This window comes from Streptococcus sp. 27098_8_91 (genome assembly GCF_041432385.1).
Classification (GTDB): domain Bacteria; phylum Bacillota; class Bacilli; order Lactobacillales; family Streptococcaceae; genus Streptococcus.
The window spans coordinates 40,431-58,942 of the sequence record NZ_JAPVZN010000006.1 but is presented as its reverse complement, the minus strand read 5'-3'; the positions used below and the strand labels follow the sequence as shown (position 1 = coordinate 58,942).

Sequence of the window (18,512 nt, the reverse complement as noted above, 5' to 3'; positions counted from 1 at the left end):
CTAATTTCTAGAAATATTTTTAGCAGTCGGAGTGTACTGTTCTAGATTCAATCTATTATAAAACTCCGCCCCAATGTGGGACGGAGTTTAGGAGGTCTTTTAGGTCGCTAATCGGTAAACAGCTTCAGCATAGATATCCATAGCATGATAGAGATCATCTAAGATAGCATATTCATTTGCTTGGTGTTCTGTTTGCTCTCTTCCTGGGAAGAGGGCACCAAAAGCGACACAGTTTGGCATGGTACGTGCAAAGGTTGCGCCGCCAGATGATAGATCGGGACTATTGTCACCAGTTTTTTCTTCATAAACCTGCATGAGTGTAGTGACGAGCATACTATCTCTTGCCACGTAAAGTGGCGCTAGGTAGTCAAATTCTTGGTAGCTAAGTTGGTAAGCTTTTGCGCGCTCTTTCAGCTGATTGACAAGGGCATCCTTGTCTGCAAGGACTGGGATTCGGATATCAATTCGAATCTCAGAACTTTCGGGAGTAATGGTTAAGGCGGCCACATTAAAGGATAAATGTCCAGAAGGCTGGTCGCTGATATCACCAAAGATTCCTTTTCCTTGACCATCTTGACCAACTTCTTTGGCAAGAAATGTAAGTGCAGGATGGGATTGAATAGAATCAAGGATGGTGGCTAGACGAATGACTGCATTAATCCCTTGACTGGCATCCTTGGCATGCTTAGATAGTCCTAGAACAGTAAGGGACTGATCATTTTGTTGATAATCATAACAAGCAACTACTAGACCTTCTTGGAGTTGTTCCATAAGTGGTCCTTGATAAGTTGCCTTATCAGGTACGACATTAAAGGCTCCACCTATATCTAAGGAGAGTTGTTCTGACCCAGGTCCATGAAGTTTGACTTGAAGGAGCCCTTTTTCTGCATAGGTTAATGGGAATGATGAGTCAGGAGCAAATCCCATGCTGGCCTGTTCTTCAATGGCATTATATCTTGCCATACAACGCCAAAGGGTTTCTTCATCAGTACCAAATATGAAACGAACCCGTTTTTTGAATTGAATTCCTTGGTCAAGCAAGCTTTTGACTGCGTAAAGGGCTGCAAGAGAAGGTCCTTTATCATCCTGCGCACCCCGACCATAAATCCGTCCATCTCTGATACTAGCTTCAAATGGAGGAGTTTCCCAGTCTGTCAAATCGCCTGCAGGAACGACATCTAGGTGGCAGAGGATAGCAAGGAGATCCCCCTCACCAACTTCTGCATAACCATAATATCCTTGAGGATCCAGATAGGTTTTAAAACCAAGTTCTTGACACAAGTCCAGAGTTTTTTTCAGGACATCTTGAATGGCTTGACCAAAGGGAGTGCCATTTTCGCCTTCATTGAGAACAGAAGGATAAGAGATGATTGTTTTCAAACTTTGAAGAAAATCTTCTTTGATTGATTCTGTAATATAGGATTTCATCCGTATTTCCCTCTTTACTATAAGAATGGCACTAAGGTACCTAAGATGAGAAGTAGAATACTTGCAACGACAATGACGATGACGAGTTTTCCAACAAATTTCCACCAAGTTCCAAGGCTGACACGACCAAGAGCAAGAGCACCCATAACAATACCTGAAGTAGGAGTCACAAGGTTAAGGACACCAGATGCAGATTGGTAGGCAGTGACGATAAGACTTGCTTTAACATTGACGAACTCTCCAAGAGGAGCCATGATACCCATAGTTGCACTAGCAAGACCAGATGAAGAAGGAATAAGGAAGGACATAGGTAGGTAGAAGATATAGGTCAATACGATGAAGACTTGAGGAGAGAGACCTTGAAGGCCAACTTCACCCCAGTGTAGGATGGTTGCAGTGATCATACCATCGTTCATGATAACTTGGATACCACGAGCAACCGCACAAATCAAGGCTACTGAAAGCAAATCTGCAGCACCATTTAGGAAGGTTGAGACAATCTTGCTTTCTTTGAGACCATAGACAACACCGATCAAAATCCCCATAACGGCAAAGAGCATAGCGCCTTCTGGGAAGTACCAGCTACCAAAAGGTAGAGCAGATGAACCGATAACTCCTCCAATTACAGGAAGTCCGATTAACCAATTCTTGAAGTCTTCAAATACAGTAACATGCAAATCAACCCAAGGGATGAAACTTGCAATCATAATGATAAAGGTTAATACAAATAAAGCGAGAACATGTTTTTGTTTCTTGCTCAAGGTAGATGGTGCATCATCGTTTTCGGAAACATTGAAGTGTTTGATATCTTCTTCGCGTTGAGCGTAAACGAGCGATTTAGTAGGATCTTTTTGAATCTTTTCTGCATAACGATAAACAAAGTAAGTGCTGATACCTGTCATTACAAACCAGAAGATAACACGGAGAATAACCCCATCCATAGAAGAGATTCCCGCAGTATCAGAAGCGATAACAGTAGCAAATGGATTCAATGTAGATGCCAAACAACCAACTTGAGAACCTAGTAAGATGATGGCTACAGCAGTGATACTGTCAAAACCAACTGCCATCATTACAGGAATAAGAAGGGGGTAGAAGGCCATGGTTTCTTCTCCCATACCATAGGTAGTTCCTCCAAGTGCGAAGAGGGGCATGAGGATGAGAATCAACATTTTTTCGCGGCCCTTGTATTTTTTAACGATGGAGGCAATACCTACATCGAGTGTGCCAGTAGCGTTTACGACACCAAGGAAACCTCCGACCATAAGGATAAAGAAGGCAACATCGATGGCTGCGCTAGTTGGTTCGTGACCGAGCATGGCACGAATTGGTGCCATGAGGACATCGTAAATCCCTTGAGGATTTGAGTCAACAGTTTGATAGGTACCTGCGATGAGGTTACCTGCTTCATTGGTATCATACTTACCTGCTGGAATGATCCAGGTTAAAAATGCCATGATGGTAATGATGATAATCAAAACAGTGTATGATGAGGGCATTTGAAACCTTTTTTTATTTTCACTCATTTGTTTTTCCTCCTAAACTATGTCACACAGTATAAAAACGAATGATGTGGCAAGAGTGCTGACTAAACTTTCTTGAAAGGTATGACTAAACTATTATTCTTTCACGATGATTGTTCCGCTATCAGATTCAATCAAGGCTCCCAAATTGCTGAGGGAAGTGATGACGGCTTTTCCTGCTGGACGATTGGTCACAAAATCAATGGCAGCTTGGATTTTTGGTAGCATACTACCAGGAGCAAATTGCCCCTCTTTGATGTATTCTTGGAGTTGGTTAACAGTTACTCGCTCCAACTTTTCTTGATTTGGTTTGTTATAGTTGATATAGGCATAATCGACGCCAGTTAAAATGATGAAGAGATCTGCTTCGACTAGCTCTGCCAAGCATTGCGATGCAAAATCCTTATCGATGACAGCTTCTACTCCTGAGAAGTAACCGTTTTCATTTTTGGTTACAGGAATACCTCCACCGCCTGCTGCGATGACAATTTGTCCCTTATCTAAGAGTGCGCGTATACTATCGATTTCTTTGATATGAACAGGTTTTGGAGAAGCCACTACCTTACGCCAGCCACGTCCTGCATCTTCTTTAAAGTTAGCCCCAGTTTTTTCGCTTTCTGCTTTAGCCTCTTCTTCTGAGTAGAATGGACCAATGGGTTTACTTGGATTGAGAAAGGCAGGATCATTCTTGTCCACGACAACTTGTGTGACAACAGAAACGACAGTTTTATCAAGATGAATATCCTGTAAAGCATTTTCCAGAGCATTCTGGAGCCAAAAACCGATGCTACCCTCAGTCATAGCAACAAGTGAATCGAGAGGAAAGGCAGGATTTTTTTCGGAATTCGCTGCTAGGTGTTGGAGGAGAAGGTTACCAACTTGCGGTCCATTGCCATGGGTGATAATCAATTCATCACCATTTTGGATGAGTTTCACCAGATGGTGTGCTGTTTCTGCCAGAGCAGCTTCTTGAGCTTGAGCAGATGGATCTGTGGAAAGAATGGCATTTCCTCCAAGAGCTACAACGATTTTACGATGAGACATGAGCGCTCCTTTCTTTTGGATGAACAAAAGCCAATTTTGGTTAAAGGCTTGGGTTTGGAAGTTGAGAAGAAAGATTTTGTAGGGACGAGTTGAGTTGGAATTTCGAAATGCGAATAACTGGAAGGCAGTTACTTGTTATGAGGTTTTTGCTTGAATGGTGACTAGTGGTGAATTCCAACTCAGAGCTCGTAACTATTACAAAAAGGGACCGGACTAAAACACTAGTCTCAGCCCCTAAGCTGTTTCTTATAGTTTGTATCACACTTTAGGAATGTAGAGATTTCCTAGTGTAGCAGCCATAACGGCTTTGATGGTGTGCATACGATTTTCTGCTTGATCAAACTGACGAGCATATTTGCTATGGAAGACCTCATCAGTTACTTCCATTTCTTTTACACCAAATTTCTCAGCTACTTGTCTGCCGTAGATTGTGTTCGTATCATGAAAGGCTGGTAAGCAGTGGAGGAAGATTAAGTTTTCATTGCCTGCTTTCTTAACAAGATCCATATTGACTTGATAAGGTTTTAGCAAAGCGACGCGTTCTGCAAACTTATCTTCTTCGCCCATAGATACCCAAACATCAGTGTAAAGGACATCAGCCCCTTTTACAGCTTGATCAGCATCTTCTGTGATGAGGATGTGAGCCCCACTTTCTTTGGCATATCCCTCAGCCAGTGCAACAACTGCCTGATCTGGGAAGAGTTCTTTTGGTGAAAAGACATGAACGTTCACACCAAGGATCGCTCCTGTTACTAGAAGGCTATTGGCAACATTGTTACGACCGTCACCACAGTAAACCAATGTCAAACCTTCAAGATGTCCGAAATTTTCTAGTACTGTCAAGTAGTCTGCAAGCATTTGAGTTGGGTGCCATTTATCCGTCAAGCCATTCCAAACAGGAACACCAGAGAATTTAGCTAATTCTTCAACCATATCTTGACTAAAACCACGGAATTCAATACCATCAAACATACGTCCCAAAACTTTTGCGGTATCTTCCGTAGTTTCTTTTTTACCTAGTTGAATATCGTTTGCCCCCAGGTATTCTGGATGTGCACCAAGATCGATTGCTGCAGTGGTGAAGGCTGCGCGTGTACGTGTAGAAGTTTTTTCAAATAAAAGAGCAATATTTTTACCAGCTAGATAGCGGTGTTCGATGTTTCGTTTTTTAAGATCCTTCAAGTGAGCTGAAAGTCCAATCAAATATTCGAGCTCTGCACGGGTAAAATCTTTTTCAGCTAGAAAACTTCTTCCTTGAAATACTGAATGTATCATTCTATATATCCTTTTCTAACAAGCATGATTCTGCTAGCAGATGCTAGGCAGAAATAGGAAGAATCTAAATGTCTTCGCGTTCAAACGGCATTGACATACAACGAGGTCCACCACGACCGCGTACCAACTCCCTGCCGCGAATCTTAATGAGACGAAGTCCATATTCTTCAAGTTTCTTATTGGTCACAGTGTTGCGTTCATAAACGACTACGACACCTGGTGCGATAGCGAGTGTGTTAGAACCATCATTCCATTGTTCACGAGCAGCTGCAACAATATTACCATCACCACAAGGAATGAGTGTAACTTTTTCTAAACCAAGGTTTTGAGCAAGAAGTTCTGCCAAATCTCCTTTTTCTTCAACAATCTTGAGTTCTTCATTTTCGTAAGTGACGGAATAGACGCGAAGATTGCCTTGGATTTCTGGGTGGATTGTAAATTTGTCATAGTCTACCATGGTGAAGACAGTATCCAAGTGCATGAACTTACGGCTGTTTGAAAATTCAAAAGCCAAAACTTTCTTGAAGCCAACATTCTTTTTGAAGATATTAACCAAAAGTTTTTCGATAGAAGCGGCATCAGTCCGTTGAGAGATCCCAACTGCTAGGACATCTTTTGAAAGAACAAGTTCATCTCCACCTTCAATCCGAGTAGTTTCTTCACGGTTATAGATGAGCTCTACCTTACCACCATAGATTGGATGATACTTAAAGATGTACTTACCATAAAGTGTTTCACGATTGCGTGTATCGGCGTACATGTGATTAAGTGATACTGCATTCCCGATAGTCGCAAATGGGTCGCGAGTGAAGTAAAGGTTTGGCATTGGATCGATGGCAAACGGATAGTCAGATTCAACCAAGTCTGTTAATCCTTTGCCTTCTTCAGGGATGTCAGGTAATTCAACTTTTTGAACACCTGCCATTGTTTTTTTGATCAGTTCAAGATTGTCGTCAATATCATGAAGCAGTTTTCGGATGGCATTTTTAGTTTGTCGACCACGAATATTTGCTTCGTTGAGATATTCTTCGATGAACTGGTCGCGTATTTCTGGAGAAGTTAATGATTCAGCAGCCAACTGTTCAAGATAGAGCACTTCGATTCCTTCGTCACGGAGTGCTTGAGCAAAGGCGTCGTGTTCACTTTGGGCATCTGCTAAAAATGGGATGTCATCAAAGAGCAACCTCTCAAGGTGATCTGGCATCAAGTTTTCTAATTCTTGACCCGGACGGTGCAACATAACTTTTTTCAGTTTTCCAATTTCTGAGAAAACATGAATTGGATGTGAAGACATGTGTTTCCTCCTTTTTTCTCGTGTGTACCAAACTATATTGGTATCGCTTACAAGTTAATAGTATCACAAATTAATATGCATTACAAGGGATATGATAAGGCCAAAAAGGCTTGAAAATGGCTATTTTATAGGATTTCTTACATTTTTTTATAAGAATATTCACAAATATACATGTTAAGTTAACTTATATTTATATTCTATAAAATTTATGCATAAAAATATTTTTAAAATTTTTTTAAAAAATTTTGAGATTGTAGAAAAAGGTGGATTTTCTGAGGTGAAAAGTTAGTTGAAACAAAAAAATCCCTTAGACTGGAACGAAACATTCTAGTCTAAGGAAATGGATAGTTGGGTATTAGATACCGAAATTTTTCATAAAAATTGTAAAGAGTGCCAGTAAGATGAAGCTGATACTATTAAGTAGCATATGGACCGAGATAGACATTTCCAAACGTCTAGTACGATAAGCAGTCCAAGTGAGGACGGCTGACATCCAACCATAAATCAAGAAGGAAGGGAGATTAGAAGGCATATGTGCAAGGAGGAAGATTAGCCAACCAATAACATATCCAAACTTTTCGTAGCCTTGGAAGAGTTTGGTAGGAATAATCCCGCGACAGATGATTTCTTCACAAATAGGTGCGATTAAAACGATGAGGAAGAAACTGCTAATCAGAGAACTTTCAGAGATAAGGTTGTTAATTACTTGTTGATTAGAAGTTGTTGTTTGCTTCACGAGTTGTAACCAGATTCCACCTACAAGATTTCCAACAAAGATTGTCAAATAACTCAAAACAATACGAGGAAGATCATTAATCGTTAAGAGTTTAGGCTTAAATACTAGTAACTTGCTCTTATGGGCTCCGTATAAAAAGATAGCAAGCACAAGAATCGAAATAAGAGCTACGATAAGTGATGACCATATAGGATCAATCTGACTTATTGCTAGCAGAGCTAGAGTTTGCATCGGGATTTGAGAGAGAACGATGGCTACTAACAAAATCCCAAACCACGCGAGTCGTTTACGAAAATCTTTAAAAAAGTTCATTGATATGTCTCCTAAAATTTTTATCTAATTATAACACAATTGCTGAGAGGATTCTATTTGTTACCATAAGAGGAAAGTACAGACGACAAATAGAATATCCCGAATCAAATGACCGTAGAATGATACCTCCTGTCTCAAATTTTTTGGGAATAAAAAACTGAGAAATAGAGCACCAAGGCCAATATAAAAAGCAATCGATAAAATGGTGATTGGATTACGTAGGAAGATTAAAATAGAAATGATGATGAAGGAAAATCTCACTTCCTTGCTACTGGAATCTTTTTGTAACCTTCTCCATTTTTTCAAGGGGAGAAAGGTAACGAGATCAACTCCAAAGAGAAAAAAGAAGGAGGGAAGGATGAGTTCTACAGCTTCTTTTTGAAGTAAGTTAACAGTGACGATACTCTCTGACAGAACAAGTCCAACACCACAGAGGTTGACAATAACCATCATACTATACAATAAAAAGATAAAGCGACTCCTATCAATCAGTCTATATCTTTTCAGGTTGTGACTAGATAAATAATGCATAAAGGCACAAGACCCAGATAAGCCCAATAAAGCCAGTAGAAAATAAAAACAGGATTGTTTAAGGACCAGAGAGGTTCCAGACCAAAAGATACAACTACAAAGTGCCAGTTGGATTAAGGCAAAGAACAAGAGTAGTCGAATTGATTTCATGACTTTTTCCATAAAGTATCCCCTATATTTTTTTCTTATTATAGCTAAAAAATAGGAGAGAAAAATCCTTAAATTCCCAATTGTCGATTTTTAGAGCTGTCTTGTCTTTTGAGCCCTAAAAATCCCCCTTCAAGGGTTTCTTGAAGAGGGGAGATAGGGTGTACAGTTGATTGTTCTAACGTTTAGACCAGGTTCGCTTCATAAAGAGTAGTATGATTGGATAGATTTCAAGACGTCCTGCAATCATAGCAAAGGATAGTAGAAGTTTTGAAAATGGACTAAAAATTGAGAAACTTGCAGTTGTTCCTAAAATAGGACCGATATTGTTAAAACAACTGAAAACAGCACTCGTAACAACCATTAAATTATTGGTATCTAAACTGACGATGAAAATCAAACTGAGTAAAATCATGATATAAACCACAAAGTACTTCAGAATCTTGTGCTGGGTATCCTTATCAATAACCGTTTGATTAACCTGAAGGGTTAACACACGGTGAGGTGATATGGTAGACAAGACTTGATTTTTAGCAATTTTAGATAGGATGACTCCGCGAATAACCTTGAGACCACCTGCAGTGGAGCCGGCAGAACCACCAATTGCCATCAGCATTAGCAAGATGTATTGAGAGAACAAAGGCCAGTTCGTGATATCCCCATATCCAAAACCGGTAGTGGTAATGATGTTAGATACTTGGAAGAAGGCCATCTCAAAGCTTTGTGAAACTCCGCTATAGAGGTGGAGTGTGTTAAGCGTGATTAAGCCAGTTGATATGGCTACAATCAAGAGATAGGCTCGGAGTTCTTCATCAAAAAAGAATTCCTTAATACGACGGAGCATGAGATAGTAGTAGAGGTTGAAATTGACACCAAACATCAAAACCCCGATACTTGTCAGATAGGTAATGAGAGAACTGTGATAGTGGGCAATACCGTCGTTATAGACAGTGAAACCTCCAGTTCCAGCGGTTCCCATAGCAATAACAAAACTATCGTAGAGTGGCATCCCAGCAAGGTAATAAATAACCACAAAGAGGGCGAACATAGCCAGGTAGAGGATGTAGAGGATCTGAGCTGTGTTTTTAAGCCTAGATACCACTTTACCAAATACTGGGCCAGGAACCTCTGCCTTCATAACTTCTAAGTGGCTATTTTTAGCGTTGTCCATAATCGCTAAAGCAAACACCAGCACCCCCATCCCTCCGATGAGATGGGTAAAGCTACGCCAGAATAGAAGAGAACGGCTTAAGACAGAAACATCGTTGAGGATAGTTGCTCCTGTCGTTGTAAAGCCAGAACTAATCTCAAAGAAGGCATCTATGAGATTGGGGATTTGTCCAGAAAAGACAAAAGGAAGAGCTCCAAAGAAAGACCAGAGGATCCAACATAGAGCAACAATCAAGACCCCTTCTTTTGCATAGATACGTTGTTTTTTAGGCTTGCTAATGATACCGAGAACTCCTAGAACTACAAGTATACCAATAGTAGAAAAAAGAGCTGTGAAAACTTGGCTAGATTCTCGATAATAGAGAGCAACACTAACAGGAACTAAGAGTAGTACAGCTTCTATCAAGAGCAATTTTGCGAGAAGAAAGCGAATCATACTTCTGTTCATGGCTTACCTCTCTAGCAAATCGTAAATCTTGGTGATATTTGACAGTAGCGTGATAACCACTAGCTTATCACCGACTTGAAGGCTATCTTCACCAGTTGGGAAGATAGTTTTCCCATTACGAATAATAGCAGCGATCAACAAATCTTTTTTGAATTTAAGTTGAGACAAAGGTTTGCCAGTCATTTTATTGGCTTCCTTAATGAGGAATTGGAGTGTCTCAAGCTGTCCATTTGCTAGGTGGTGCATGGCTTGAAGGTCTGAATACTGGGCATTGGCACGACCATGGATAAAGTGCATAATGGTATCGACAGCGATGGTTTTTGGTGTGATGATACTAGAAAACTCAGGTGCATGGATAATCTCTAAAAGGCTAGTTCGATTGACCTTGGTGATGTTTTTCTGAACACCAACACTATCTAAGAACATAGATGTAATAATGTTTTCTTCGTCAACGCCAGTGAGAGTTGCGACAGCATCGTAGTGTTGGGCGCTTTCTTCTAGGAGGATATCTTTTGCGGTTCCATCACCTTGCACAATATAGAGTTTGGGATATTTTTGACTGAAAAATGCTGCACGATCTGGATTAAGCTCAATGACCTTGGTATCAATACGGCTATCTTTCAAAATACCAACAAGGTAGTAAGCGATTTTTCCAGCTCCAATAATGAGTAAACTTTTAACGACACGAGATTTGACATAGTTATGAAAAAGCATCATGTCTACACGGTTACCTGTAACAAAGATCCGATCCTTATCTTGGAGGACCATATCTCCACTTGGAATCATGAGCTTATGGTCTCGCTCGATAGCACAGACGATAACATTGCCAAACTTTTTCCGGAAGTCTGCGATAGACATTTGACAGATATTGCTATCCTTACGGACAACAAATTCCATTAGACTAACCAAACCACCTGCAAAACGCTCAACAGATAGAGCATTTGGGAAATCGATAATATTAGCGATAGCACGAGCTGCAAGGAGTTCAGGATTGACAATCAGAGAGAAACCTAGAATATTTTTTTCTTTGAAATAGGGGTTGGAATATTCAGGATTGCGGACACGAACAATAGTTTCTTTAGCCCCCATTTTTTTAGCCAGGAGAGCTGAAACCATGTTGACTTCATCATACTGAGTCATAGCGATGAAAATATCGCAGTCTTGAACATTGGCAGCTTCTAGCATGGCAAAGTCAGCTCCATTACCTGCAATTCCAATAATATCAAAACGGCTTGTCATGTAATTAAGAACTGTTTCGTTCTGTTCAATTAAGACAACATCATGATTGTCAGCGACAAGTGAACGACAAAGGGCAGAACCAACTTTCCCCCCTCCGACAAGAATAATCTTCATGTTATATAACCTACTTTTTCAATATGTATCTATCATACTCTTTTTTAGAATAAAATGCACTCGGCAACCGACTCTTTTCATTATTGGGGTGGGAAATTGTCCTATTGATAATCTTACTTATTAAAAATTTAAGATATAAATCAGCTATTTTCGTCTAATTCTAATGAATACAGAAGCATTTTTAACTAATGTAAATATGTTTGTAAAAAAAATGAAAAAATCAAGTCATTTCTATTGACAATCAAGCTGAAAGTGATATACTAAAACAGTAGTTTCGCTGATTTACTTCAAACCTGTTGTGAGGTAAGTTAACGATGCCTTAACCACGCTGTTTGCTGAGCTTGACTCCGGGCAGTGTGGCTATTTTTTTGCACTAGTGAGAGGAAACAAGGCATGGCAAATCACATTGTATTATTTGAACCCCAAATTCCACAAAATACGGGTAATATTGCTCGTACCTGCGCAGCAACGAATGCGCCCCTTCATATTATTAAACCGATGGGCTTTCCTATCGATGATCGTAAGATGAAGCGAGCAGGTCTAGATTATTGGGACAAACTTGAGATTCATTTTTATGATAGTTTGGCTGATTTTATGGAAAAAATGGATGGCCAGCTCTACTTGATTTCCAAGTTTGCAAAAAAAGTCTATTCAGATGCAGATTTCACGACAGAAGGAGATCATTATTTTCTTTTTGGGAGAGAAGATAAGGGCTTGCCTGAGGAATTTATGCGTGAGCATCCAGAAAAAGCTCTCCGCATTCCCATGAATGATGAGCATGTTCGTAGTCTCAATGTTTCCAATACAGTTTGTATGATTGTTTATGAGGCACTTCGTCAACAAAACTTTGCGGGCCTCGAACTGGTTCACACTTACGAAACAGATAAGTTGAAATAAACACTTAGATAAAATGCTTGCGCTTGCAAGCTTTTTTTGTTATCATAAAGGGGTCTTCAGGGCAGGGTGAAATTCCCGACCGGCGGTAAATTTGACTAGCTATTTTAGCTTTCTCGTCGTTGTCTTGTCTCGATATACTTTAAGTATTATCTTCGACTACGACGCCTAGATAAATCTAAAATATCTTAGCCAAATAAGTCCGCGAGCGCAAGCTGATGTGGTGAGATTCCACAACCGACAGTATAGTCTGGATGGGAGAAGACGAAAGAATGGCTTTGTCTATTCTAATTGATTTTTTATAGGTAAATTGCAACCGCTTGCTAAAAAAAGAGTGAGGGGGAACTTTTGGAATATAAAAATAAAGGATAGATAGAGGAATCCTTTCCAACTTCTTCTGATTTTATAGAAAATTGGAGGAACCTGTTATGACAAACACACGTCGACTTTCGACCATTGCAATTTTATCAGCACTTTCATTTGTGTTGATGTACTTTGACTTTCCGCTTTTGCCAGCGGCATCCTTCTTGAGGATTGAGTTCAGTATTTTACCGGTCCTTGTGGGCTTGGTGGTCTTGGATTTACCAGCAGCTTTTGGAGTGCTTTTCCTTCGGTCCTTGTTGAAAATCCTTCTGAACAATCAAGGGGTTAGTACCTATATTGGTTTACCGATGAATATTGTTGCCTTGGGAGTCTTTGTACTTGCTTTTGGTTTGATTTGGAAAAAAGAGCGAACAACCATGCGTTTTGTCTTAGCTTCACTAGCTGGTACGCTTGGTTTAACTCTAGCTATGCTAGTTCTAAACTATGTTTATGCTGTTCCTTTGTACGCTAAGTTTGCTAATTTTGATATTGAGAAAATCTTAGGATTGAGCAACTACCTGATGACTATGGTTTTGCCTTTTAATCTGATTGAAGGTATTATCTTTGCTGTCTCTTTCTGGTTGTTGTTTGTCCTTTTGAAACCAACTTTAAAATACTATGAAAGATAAACAAACATTTATGATGAAGGGCTCTTTTGCCCTTTTACTTTTTATGATTATTGGCTATATTGTCAAATTTTATCCAGAAATGCTGGTCAGTTTTGATCAGCCGATTCAGACTGCCATTAGAGGTGATTTACCTGAGACCTTAACGCTTCTTTTTCGGGCAATTACGCACTTAATTGATATCCCAGTCATTATTAGCTGGGTTTTAATTGTAGCTTTTATATTTTATCGTAAGCAATGGAAGATGGAAAGTTATCTCATGCTGGGGAATTTGACTTTAGCTGGAATCTTAATCGTAACTTTTAAAAATATCTACCAAAGACCACGGCCAGAAATTCTACACTTGGTAGAAGAAAAAGGTTTTTCTTTTCCAAGCGGACATTCTCTGGCAGTAACGATTATGGTTGGAACTTTGATTGTGATTTTGAGCCAAAGGATTAAGAATACAGTCTGGAGAAAAATCGTTCAAATCTTGCTAAGTTTATACATCGTCAGTGTATTGGTATCAAGAATTTATCTGGGAGTTCACTACCCATCAGATGTGATTGCCAGCCTTTGTGTAGGCCTAGGAGTTTTGTTTATGGAGTTTCCTTTCTATGATAAACTGCGTTTTCAATGGCGCTTTACAGGCAAGCAGAAGTGAGAATCAAACTTTTTTGAGGAGGTTAAAATGAAAGTCAACATAAAAAATCTCCAGCCAACACAACTTTACTTATCAGAAAAGAAGTTAAAAGCTATCCAGAATCTTTATCAGTCAGCAGAAACTTTTAATATAAATCCAATCAGTGTTCTTGCATTTGGAGATTGCTTCTTGATTACAGATGGCCATCACAGGGCTTATCAGGCTTTGTTGCTAGGCCAGGATACAATTTCTGCTGAGTTTGATAGAGATGGAGGTGATGAACTATATCATCTCTATGCGCAAGCTTGTGAGAAAAGAAAGATATACTCTGTTCTTGATTTAAAAAATCATATCTTACCTCAAGATGAGTATGAAGCAAAATGGTACAACTGGTGTGATGGTTTTAATCAAGCAACGACTCTCTTATTGAAAAGGAAGTTAAAATGAAACAAATCATTCAAATAGATAGTTCTTTACGCTTGGTTCCTTATTTTTTAGCAGATCATCGTGATGTAGCTTTGACTTGGTATCAGGATGTGGACTTGGTTGAACTTGTAGATGGAGTCAGAAGTCCTTATAGTGTTAAAAAATTGAATGCTATGTACTCCTATTTAGAAAAACACGGGGATTTATTTTGGATTGAGTTTAGAGAAAAGGGAGAGTGGCTTCCGATTGGGGATGTCACCTTATCTCAGGAGAATATTCCTATTGTGATTGGCAATCCAACTTACCAGCATCAAGGACTTGGATGTAAGGTTTTGAAGACTTTGATTGATCTAGCTCGACAAAGAGGATGGAAAGAATTAAAAGTTCAAGAAATCTACACTTTCAATCGGATTTCTAGAAGATGCTTTGAGTCTCTTGGATTTGTGGAAAGTGGTACTACTGAAAATGGAGTGAGTTTTGTACTGACTTTGATTGAATGAATTCCCTCCGTCGTGGTAGAAGATTCTGAAGATTGATTTCACCAAAAAATTGTAACAGAAAGAAATATCAAAAATAAAAATTTCTCTTGCATTTTTTAAAAAATAGTGTATAATAGATGGGTATGTGTAAAGCATACTTGTGGGAGGTAAAAATCTCTAAATTACCGCCAAAACCACAAAGGAGGATTTAAAAATGGCTAAAAAAGTCGAAAAACTTGTAAAATTGCAAATCCCTGCTGGTAAAGCTACACCAGCTCCACCGGTTGGACCTGCTCTTGGTCAAGCTGGTATCAACATCATGGGATTCACAAAAGAGTTCAACGCTCGTACTGCTGACCAAGCTGGTATGATCATTCCAGTTGTTATCTCAGTATACGAAGACAAATCATTTACTTTCGTTACAAAAACACCACCAGCTGCTGTTCTTTTGAAAAAAGCTGCAGGTGTTGAAAAAGGATCAGGTACACCTAACAAAACTAAAGTTGCTACAGTTACTCGTGCACAAGTACAAGAAATTGCAGAAACTAAGATGCCAGATTTGAACGCTGCAAACATTGAGTCTGCAATGCGTATGATCGAAGGTACTGCTCGTTCTATGGGATTCACTGTTGTTGACTAATCAATAACATCCCTATATAACCCGCAAGACTTCATCATTTCGAGAAGTGACGTGGGAGATGAAAATCGATTGAACCACTTACAAGGAGAATAGAAAATGGCTAAAAAAAGCAAACAACTTCGTGCTGCTCTTGAGAAGATCGACAGCACAAAAGCATACAGCGTAGAAGAAGCTGTAGCTCTTGCAAAAGAAACTAACTTCGCAAAATTTGACGCAACTGTAGAAGTTGCTTACAACTTGAACATCGACGTTAAAAAAGCTGACCAACAAATCCGTGGAGCAATGGTATTGCCAAACGGTACTGGTAAAACAGCTCGCGTTCTTGTATTTGCACGTGGCGCAAAAGCTGAAGAAGCAAAAGCTGCTGGTGCAGACTTCGTTGGTGAAGACGACCTTGTTGCTAAAATCAACGACGGTTGGTTGGACTTCGACGTAGTTATTGCTACACCTGACATGATGGCTCTTGTTGGACGTCTTGGACGTGTCCTTGGACCTCGTAACTTGATGCCAAACCCTAAAACTGGTACTGTAACAATGGATGTTGCTAAAGCAGTTGAAGAGTCTAAAGGTGGTAAAATCACTTACCGTGCAGACCGTGCAGGTATCGTACAAGCCATCATCGGTAAAGTTTCATTTGAAGCTGACAAGTTGGTTGAAAACTTCAAAGCATTCAACGAAACAATCCAAAAAGCTAAACCAGCTACTGCTAAAGGAACTTACGTAACAAGCTTGACAATCACAACTACTCAAGGTGTTGGTATCAAGGTTGACGTTAACTCACTTTAATTAGTAATAATTTAACATGAAAGGTTGAAGACAAGTTTGTCTCAACCTTTTTTCTGTTAAAAAAATAAAAATACGTATAAACTTTCTAATCTATTTGATATTGTAAAGTATCTAGATAGAAAATTCAGAAAATTTGCTCTTTTCCCTTGAAAATTTTTGAAAAAATGGTATCATAGTAACAAGCTATTTTTAAGAGAAAAGAAAGGGGAACGATGGAGAAAATCATTTTAGACTCACCTAAGTCGGGATCGGATCTTGTTTTGGAAACACTTCGTGACTTAGGAATCGATACGATTTTTGGTTATCCTGGTGGAGCGGTACTTCCTTTATATGATGCTATTTATAATTTTAAGGGAATCCGCCATATTCTAGGTCGCCATGAGCAGGGCTGTCTTCACGAAGCTGAAGGTTATGCTAAGTCAACAGGAAAACTGGGTGTAGCAGTCGTCACAAGCGGACCAGGAGCTACAAATGCCATTACAGGGATCGCAGATGCTATGAGCGATAGTGTTCCCCTTTTAGTCTTTACTGGCCAAGTGGCACGTGCTGGAATTGGGAAAGATGCTTTTCAAGAAGCTGATATTGTTGGTATTACCATGCCAATCACTAAGTATAATTATCAGGTTCGAGAAACTGCGGATATTCCACGAATTATTACAGAGGCGGTACATATTGCGACTACAGGTCGTCCAGGGCCAGTCGTCATTGACCTACCAAAAGATGTTTCTGCGCTTGAGACAGACTTTATTTACTCTCCAGAGATAGATTTACCAAGTTATCAGCCAACACTTGAGCCAAATGATATGCAAATCAAGAAAATCTTGAAACAGTTGTCTAAGGCTAAAAAGCCAGTTTTGCTAGCTGGTGGTGGGATTAGTTATGCTGAGGCTGCAGCAGAGTTAAATGAATTCGCAGAGCGTTATCAAATTCCTGTTGTTACCAGTCTTTTGGGACAGGGAACAATCGCAACTAGCCATCCACTGTTTTTGGGAATGGGTGGAATGCATGGTTCCTTTGCAGCTAACATTGCCATGACAGAAGCAGATTTCATGATTTCAATTGGTTGTCGTTTTGATGACCGTTTGACTGGAAATCCTAAGACCTTTGCTAAGAATGCTAAAGTAGCGCATATTGATATCGATCCTGCAGAGATTGGTAAGATTATCGCAGTTGATATTCCAGTTGTTGGAGATGCGAAAAAGGCTTTGCAACAGTTACTAGCTGAGCCAATCGTTCGTAACAATACTGAAAAGTGGATTGAAAAAGTTACCAAAGATAAGAATCGTGTTCGTTCTTATGATAAGAAAGAACGAGTTGTACAACCCCAAGCAGTTATTGAACGTATCGGTGAGTTGACCAAGGGTGACGCCATTGTCGTAACAGACGTTGGACAACACCAAATGTGGACGGCACAATACTATCCTTACCAAAACGAGCGTCAATTGGTAACATCAGGTGGACTAGGAACTATGGGATTCGGAGTCCCAGCAGCTATTGGTGCTAAGATTGCCAATCCAGATAAAGAAGTTGTTCTCTTTGTCGGAGATGGTGGTTTCCAGATGACCAATCAGGAATTAGCAATCTTAAACATTTACAAGATTCCAATCAAGGTCATCATGCTAAATAATCATTCACTTGGGATGGTCCGCCAGTGGCAAGAAGCCTTCTATGATGGTCGAACTTCAGAGTCGGTATTTGAAACCTTGCCAGACTTTCAATTGATGGCTCAAGCCTACGGGATTAAAAATTATAAGTTTGATAATCCTGAAACTCTTGAGAAGGATTTGGAAGTCATCATGGAAGATGTACCAATGTTTATTGAAGTAGACATTTCTCGGAAAGAACATGTTTTACCGATGGTACCAGCTGGTAAGAGTAATCATGAGATGTTGGGGGTGAAGTTTAATGCGTAGAATGTTAACAGCCAAACTTCAAAACCGTTCAGGTGTTCTCAATCGCTTCACAGGAGTCTTATCGAGACGTCAAGTCAATATCGAAAGCATTTCTGTTGGCGCAACGGAAAATCCTAATGTATCACGAATTACCATTATCATTGATGTTGCCTCACATGATGAAGTGGAGCAAATCATCAAACAACTTAATCGTCAGATTGATGTGATTCGCATTCGTGATATCACGGATCAACCCCACTTAGAACGAGAAGTGATTCTTATAAAGGTTTCAGCTCCTGCTGAAAAACGTGCAGAAATTTTGGCTATTATCCAACCTTTCCGTGCAACAGTAGTCGATGTAGCTCCAAGTTCCATTACCATTCAGATGACTGGGAATGCAGAAAAGAGTGAAGCCTTAATTCGAGTGATTCGACCATATGGTATTAAGAATATCGCTCGTACGGGTGCAACTGGATTTACCCGCGACTAAAAATCCAACCTCAATTTGTTAAACCAGCCTAAC

At 39.7% G+C, this 18,512-nt stretch carries 18 protein-coding genes and 1 riboswitch; of the genes, 9 read left to right on the top strand and 9 right to left on the bottom strand.

Going from position 1 to position 18,512, the window contains the following annotated elements; genetic code table 11:
* Window positions 1–99 precede the first annotated feature (99 nt).
* The 9 genes from O3611_RS06585 to trkA all read right to left on the bottom strand — a co-directional run bounded on the left by O3611_RS06585 (window position 100) and on the right by trkA (window position 11,261).
* Entirely contained in the window at window positions 100–1,428 is a 1,329-nt protein-coding gene (locus tag O3611_RS06585; RefSeq protein WP_371608148.1) for a dipeptidase, read from the bottom strand.
* 17 nt (window positions 1,429–1,445) lie between these two features.
* Window positions 1,446–2,954, bottom strand: a complete 1,509-nt coding sequence (locus O3611_RS06580; protein WP_371608147.1) for a YfcC family protein — start codon at window positions 2,952–2,954, stop codon at window positions 1,446–1,448.
* 93 nt (window positions 2,955–3,047) lie between these two features.
* Window positions 3,048–3,995, bottom strand: a complete 948-nt coding sequence (gene arcC, locus O3611_RS06575) for a carbamate kinase (protein WP_153225071.1) — start codon at window positions 3,993–3,995, stop codon at window positions 3,048–3,050.
* Between the two features lie 258 nt (window positions 3,996–4,253).
* On the bottom strand, window positions 4,254–5,267 hold the full coding sequence (gene argF / locus O3611_RS06570; RefSeq protein WP_315640906.1) for an ornithine carbamoyltransferase: 1,014 nt from the start codon (window positions 5,265–5,267) through the stop codon (window positions 4,254–4,256).
* 67 nt (window positions 5,268–5,334) lie between these two features.
* Window positions 5,335–6,564, bottom strand: a complete 1,230-nt coding sequence (gene arcA, locus O3611_RS06565; RefSeq protein WP_371559028.1) for an arginine deiminase — start codon at window positions 6,562–6,564, stop codon at window positions 5,335–5,337.
* A 355-nt stretch (window positions 6,565–6,919) separates the two neighbouring features.
* Window positions 6,920–7,612 (bottom strand): lysostaphin resistance A-like protein, encoded by a 693-nt coding sequence (locus tag O3611_RS06560; RefSeq protein ID WP_371608146.1) that lies wholly within the window; start codon window positions 7,610–7,612, stop codon window positions 6,920–6,922.
* Between the two features lie 60 nt (window positions 7,613–7,672).
* A complete protein-coding gene (locus O3611_RS06555) occupies window positions 7,673–8,305 on the bottom strand; it encodes a hypothetical protein (protein WP_371608145.1) in 633 nt (210 codons plus the stop codon).
* Window positions 8,306–8,468: 163 nt separating this feature from the next.
* A complete protein-coding gene (locus O3611_RS06550) occupies window positions 8,469–9,908 on the bottom strand; it encodes a TrkH family potassium uptake protein (protein WP_371608144.1) in 1,440 nt (479 codons plus the stop codon).
* A gap of 3 nt (window positions 9,909–9,911) precedes the next feature.
* Window positions 9,912–11,261 (bottom strand): Trk system potassium transporter TrkA, encoded by a 1,350-nt coding sequence (trkA, locus tag O3611_RS06545; RefSeq protein WP_371608143.1) that lies wholly within the window; start codon window positions 11,259–11,261, stop codon window positions 9,912–9,914.
* Window positions 11,262–11,654: 393 nt separating this feature from the next.
* Here trkA and O3611_RS06540 point away from each other — a divergent pair, with 393 nt between their 5' ends.
* The 9 genes from O3611_RS06540 to ilvN all read left to right on the top strand — a co-directional run bounded on the left by O3611_RS06540 (window position 11,655) and on the right by ilvN (window position 18,479).
* The gene (locus O3611_RS06540; protein WP_371608142.1) at window positions 11,655–12,158 is read left to right on the top strand and encodes a tRNA (cytidine(34)-2'-O)-methyltransferase; all 504 of its coding nucleotides are present in this window, start codon (window positions 11,655–11,657) and stop codon (window positions 12,156–12,158) included.
* Window positions 12,159–12,206: 48 nt separating this feature from the next.
* Window positions 12,207–12,425, top strand: a riboswitch (FMN riboswitch).
* Window positions 12,426–12,583: 158 nt separating this feature from the next.
* On the top strand, window positions 12,584–13,147 hold the full coding sequence (locus O3611_RS06535) for an ECF transporter S component (RefSeq protein WP_045763707.1): 564 nt from the start codon (window positions 12,584–12,586) through the stop codon (window positions 13,145–13,147).
* Window positions 13,137–13,787, top strand: a complete 651-nt coding sequence (locus O3611_RS06530; RefSeq protein WP_371608141.1) for a phosphatase PAP2 family protein — start codon at window positions 13,137–13,139, stop codon at window positions 13,785–13,787. The genes O3611_RS06535 and O3611_RS06530 overlap by 11 nt, the downstream gene beginning before the upstream one ends.
* A 27-nt stretch (window positions 13,788–13,814) precedes the next feature.
* Window positions 13,815–14,213 carry a chromosome partitioning protein ParB gene (locus O3611_RS06525; protein WP_371608140.1) on the top strand — a complete coding sequence of 133 codons (399 nt, stop codon included), beginning with the start codon at window positions 13,815–13,817 and terminating at the stop codon, window positions 14,211–14,213.
* A complete protein-coding gene (locus O3611_RS06520; protein ID WP_371608139.1) occupies window positions 14,210–14,692 on the top strand; it encodes a GNAT family N-acetyltransferase in 483 nt (160 codons plus the stop codon). The genes O3611_RS06525 and O3611_RS06520 overlap by 4 nt, the downstream gene beginning before the upstream one ends.
* A 193-nt stretch (window positions 14,693–14,885) precedes the next feature.
* Window positions 14,886–15,311: a 50S ribosomal protein L11 gene (gene rplK, locus O3611_RS06515; RefSeq protein WP_001085808.1), complete on the top strand. Its 426-nt coding sequence runs from the start codon at window positions 14,886–14,888 to the stop codon at window positions 15,309–15,311.
* A gap of 96 nt (window positions 15,312–15,407) precedes the next feature.
* Entirely contained in the window at window positions 15,408–16,097 is a 690-nt protein-coding gene (gene rplA, locus O3611_RS06510) for a 50S ribosomal protein L1 (protein ID WP_001085672.1), read from the top strand.
* Window positions 16,098–16,309: 212 nt separating this feature from the next.
* The gene (locus O3611_RS06505) at window positions 16,310–18,010 is read left to right on the top strand and encodes an acetolactate synthase large subunit (protein ID WP_248034654.1); all 1,701 of its coding nucleotides are present in this window, start codon (window positions 16,310–16,312) and stop codon (window positions 18,008–18,010) included.
* On the top strand, window positions 18,003–18,479 hold the full coding sequence (gene ilvN / locus O3611_RS06500; RefSeq protein WP_001253809.1) for an acetolactate synthase small subunit: 477 nt from the start codon (window positions 18,003–18,005) through the stop codon (window positions 18,477–18,479). Before O3611_RS06505 ends, ilvN begins: the two co-directional genes overlap by 8 nt.
* Window positions 18,480–18,512: the final 33 nt, after the last annotated feature.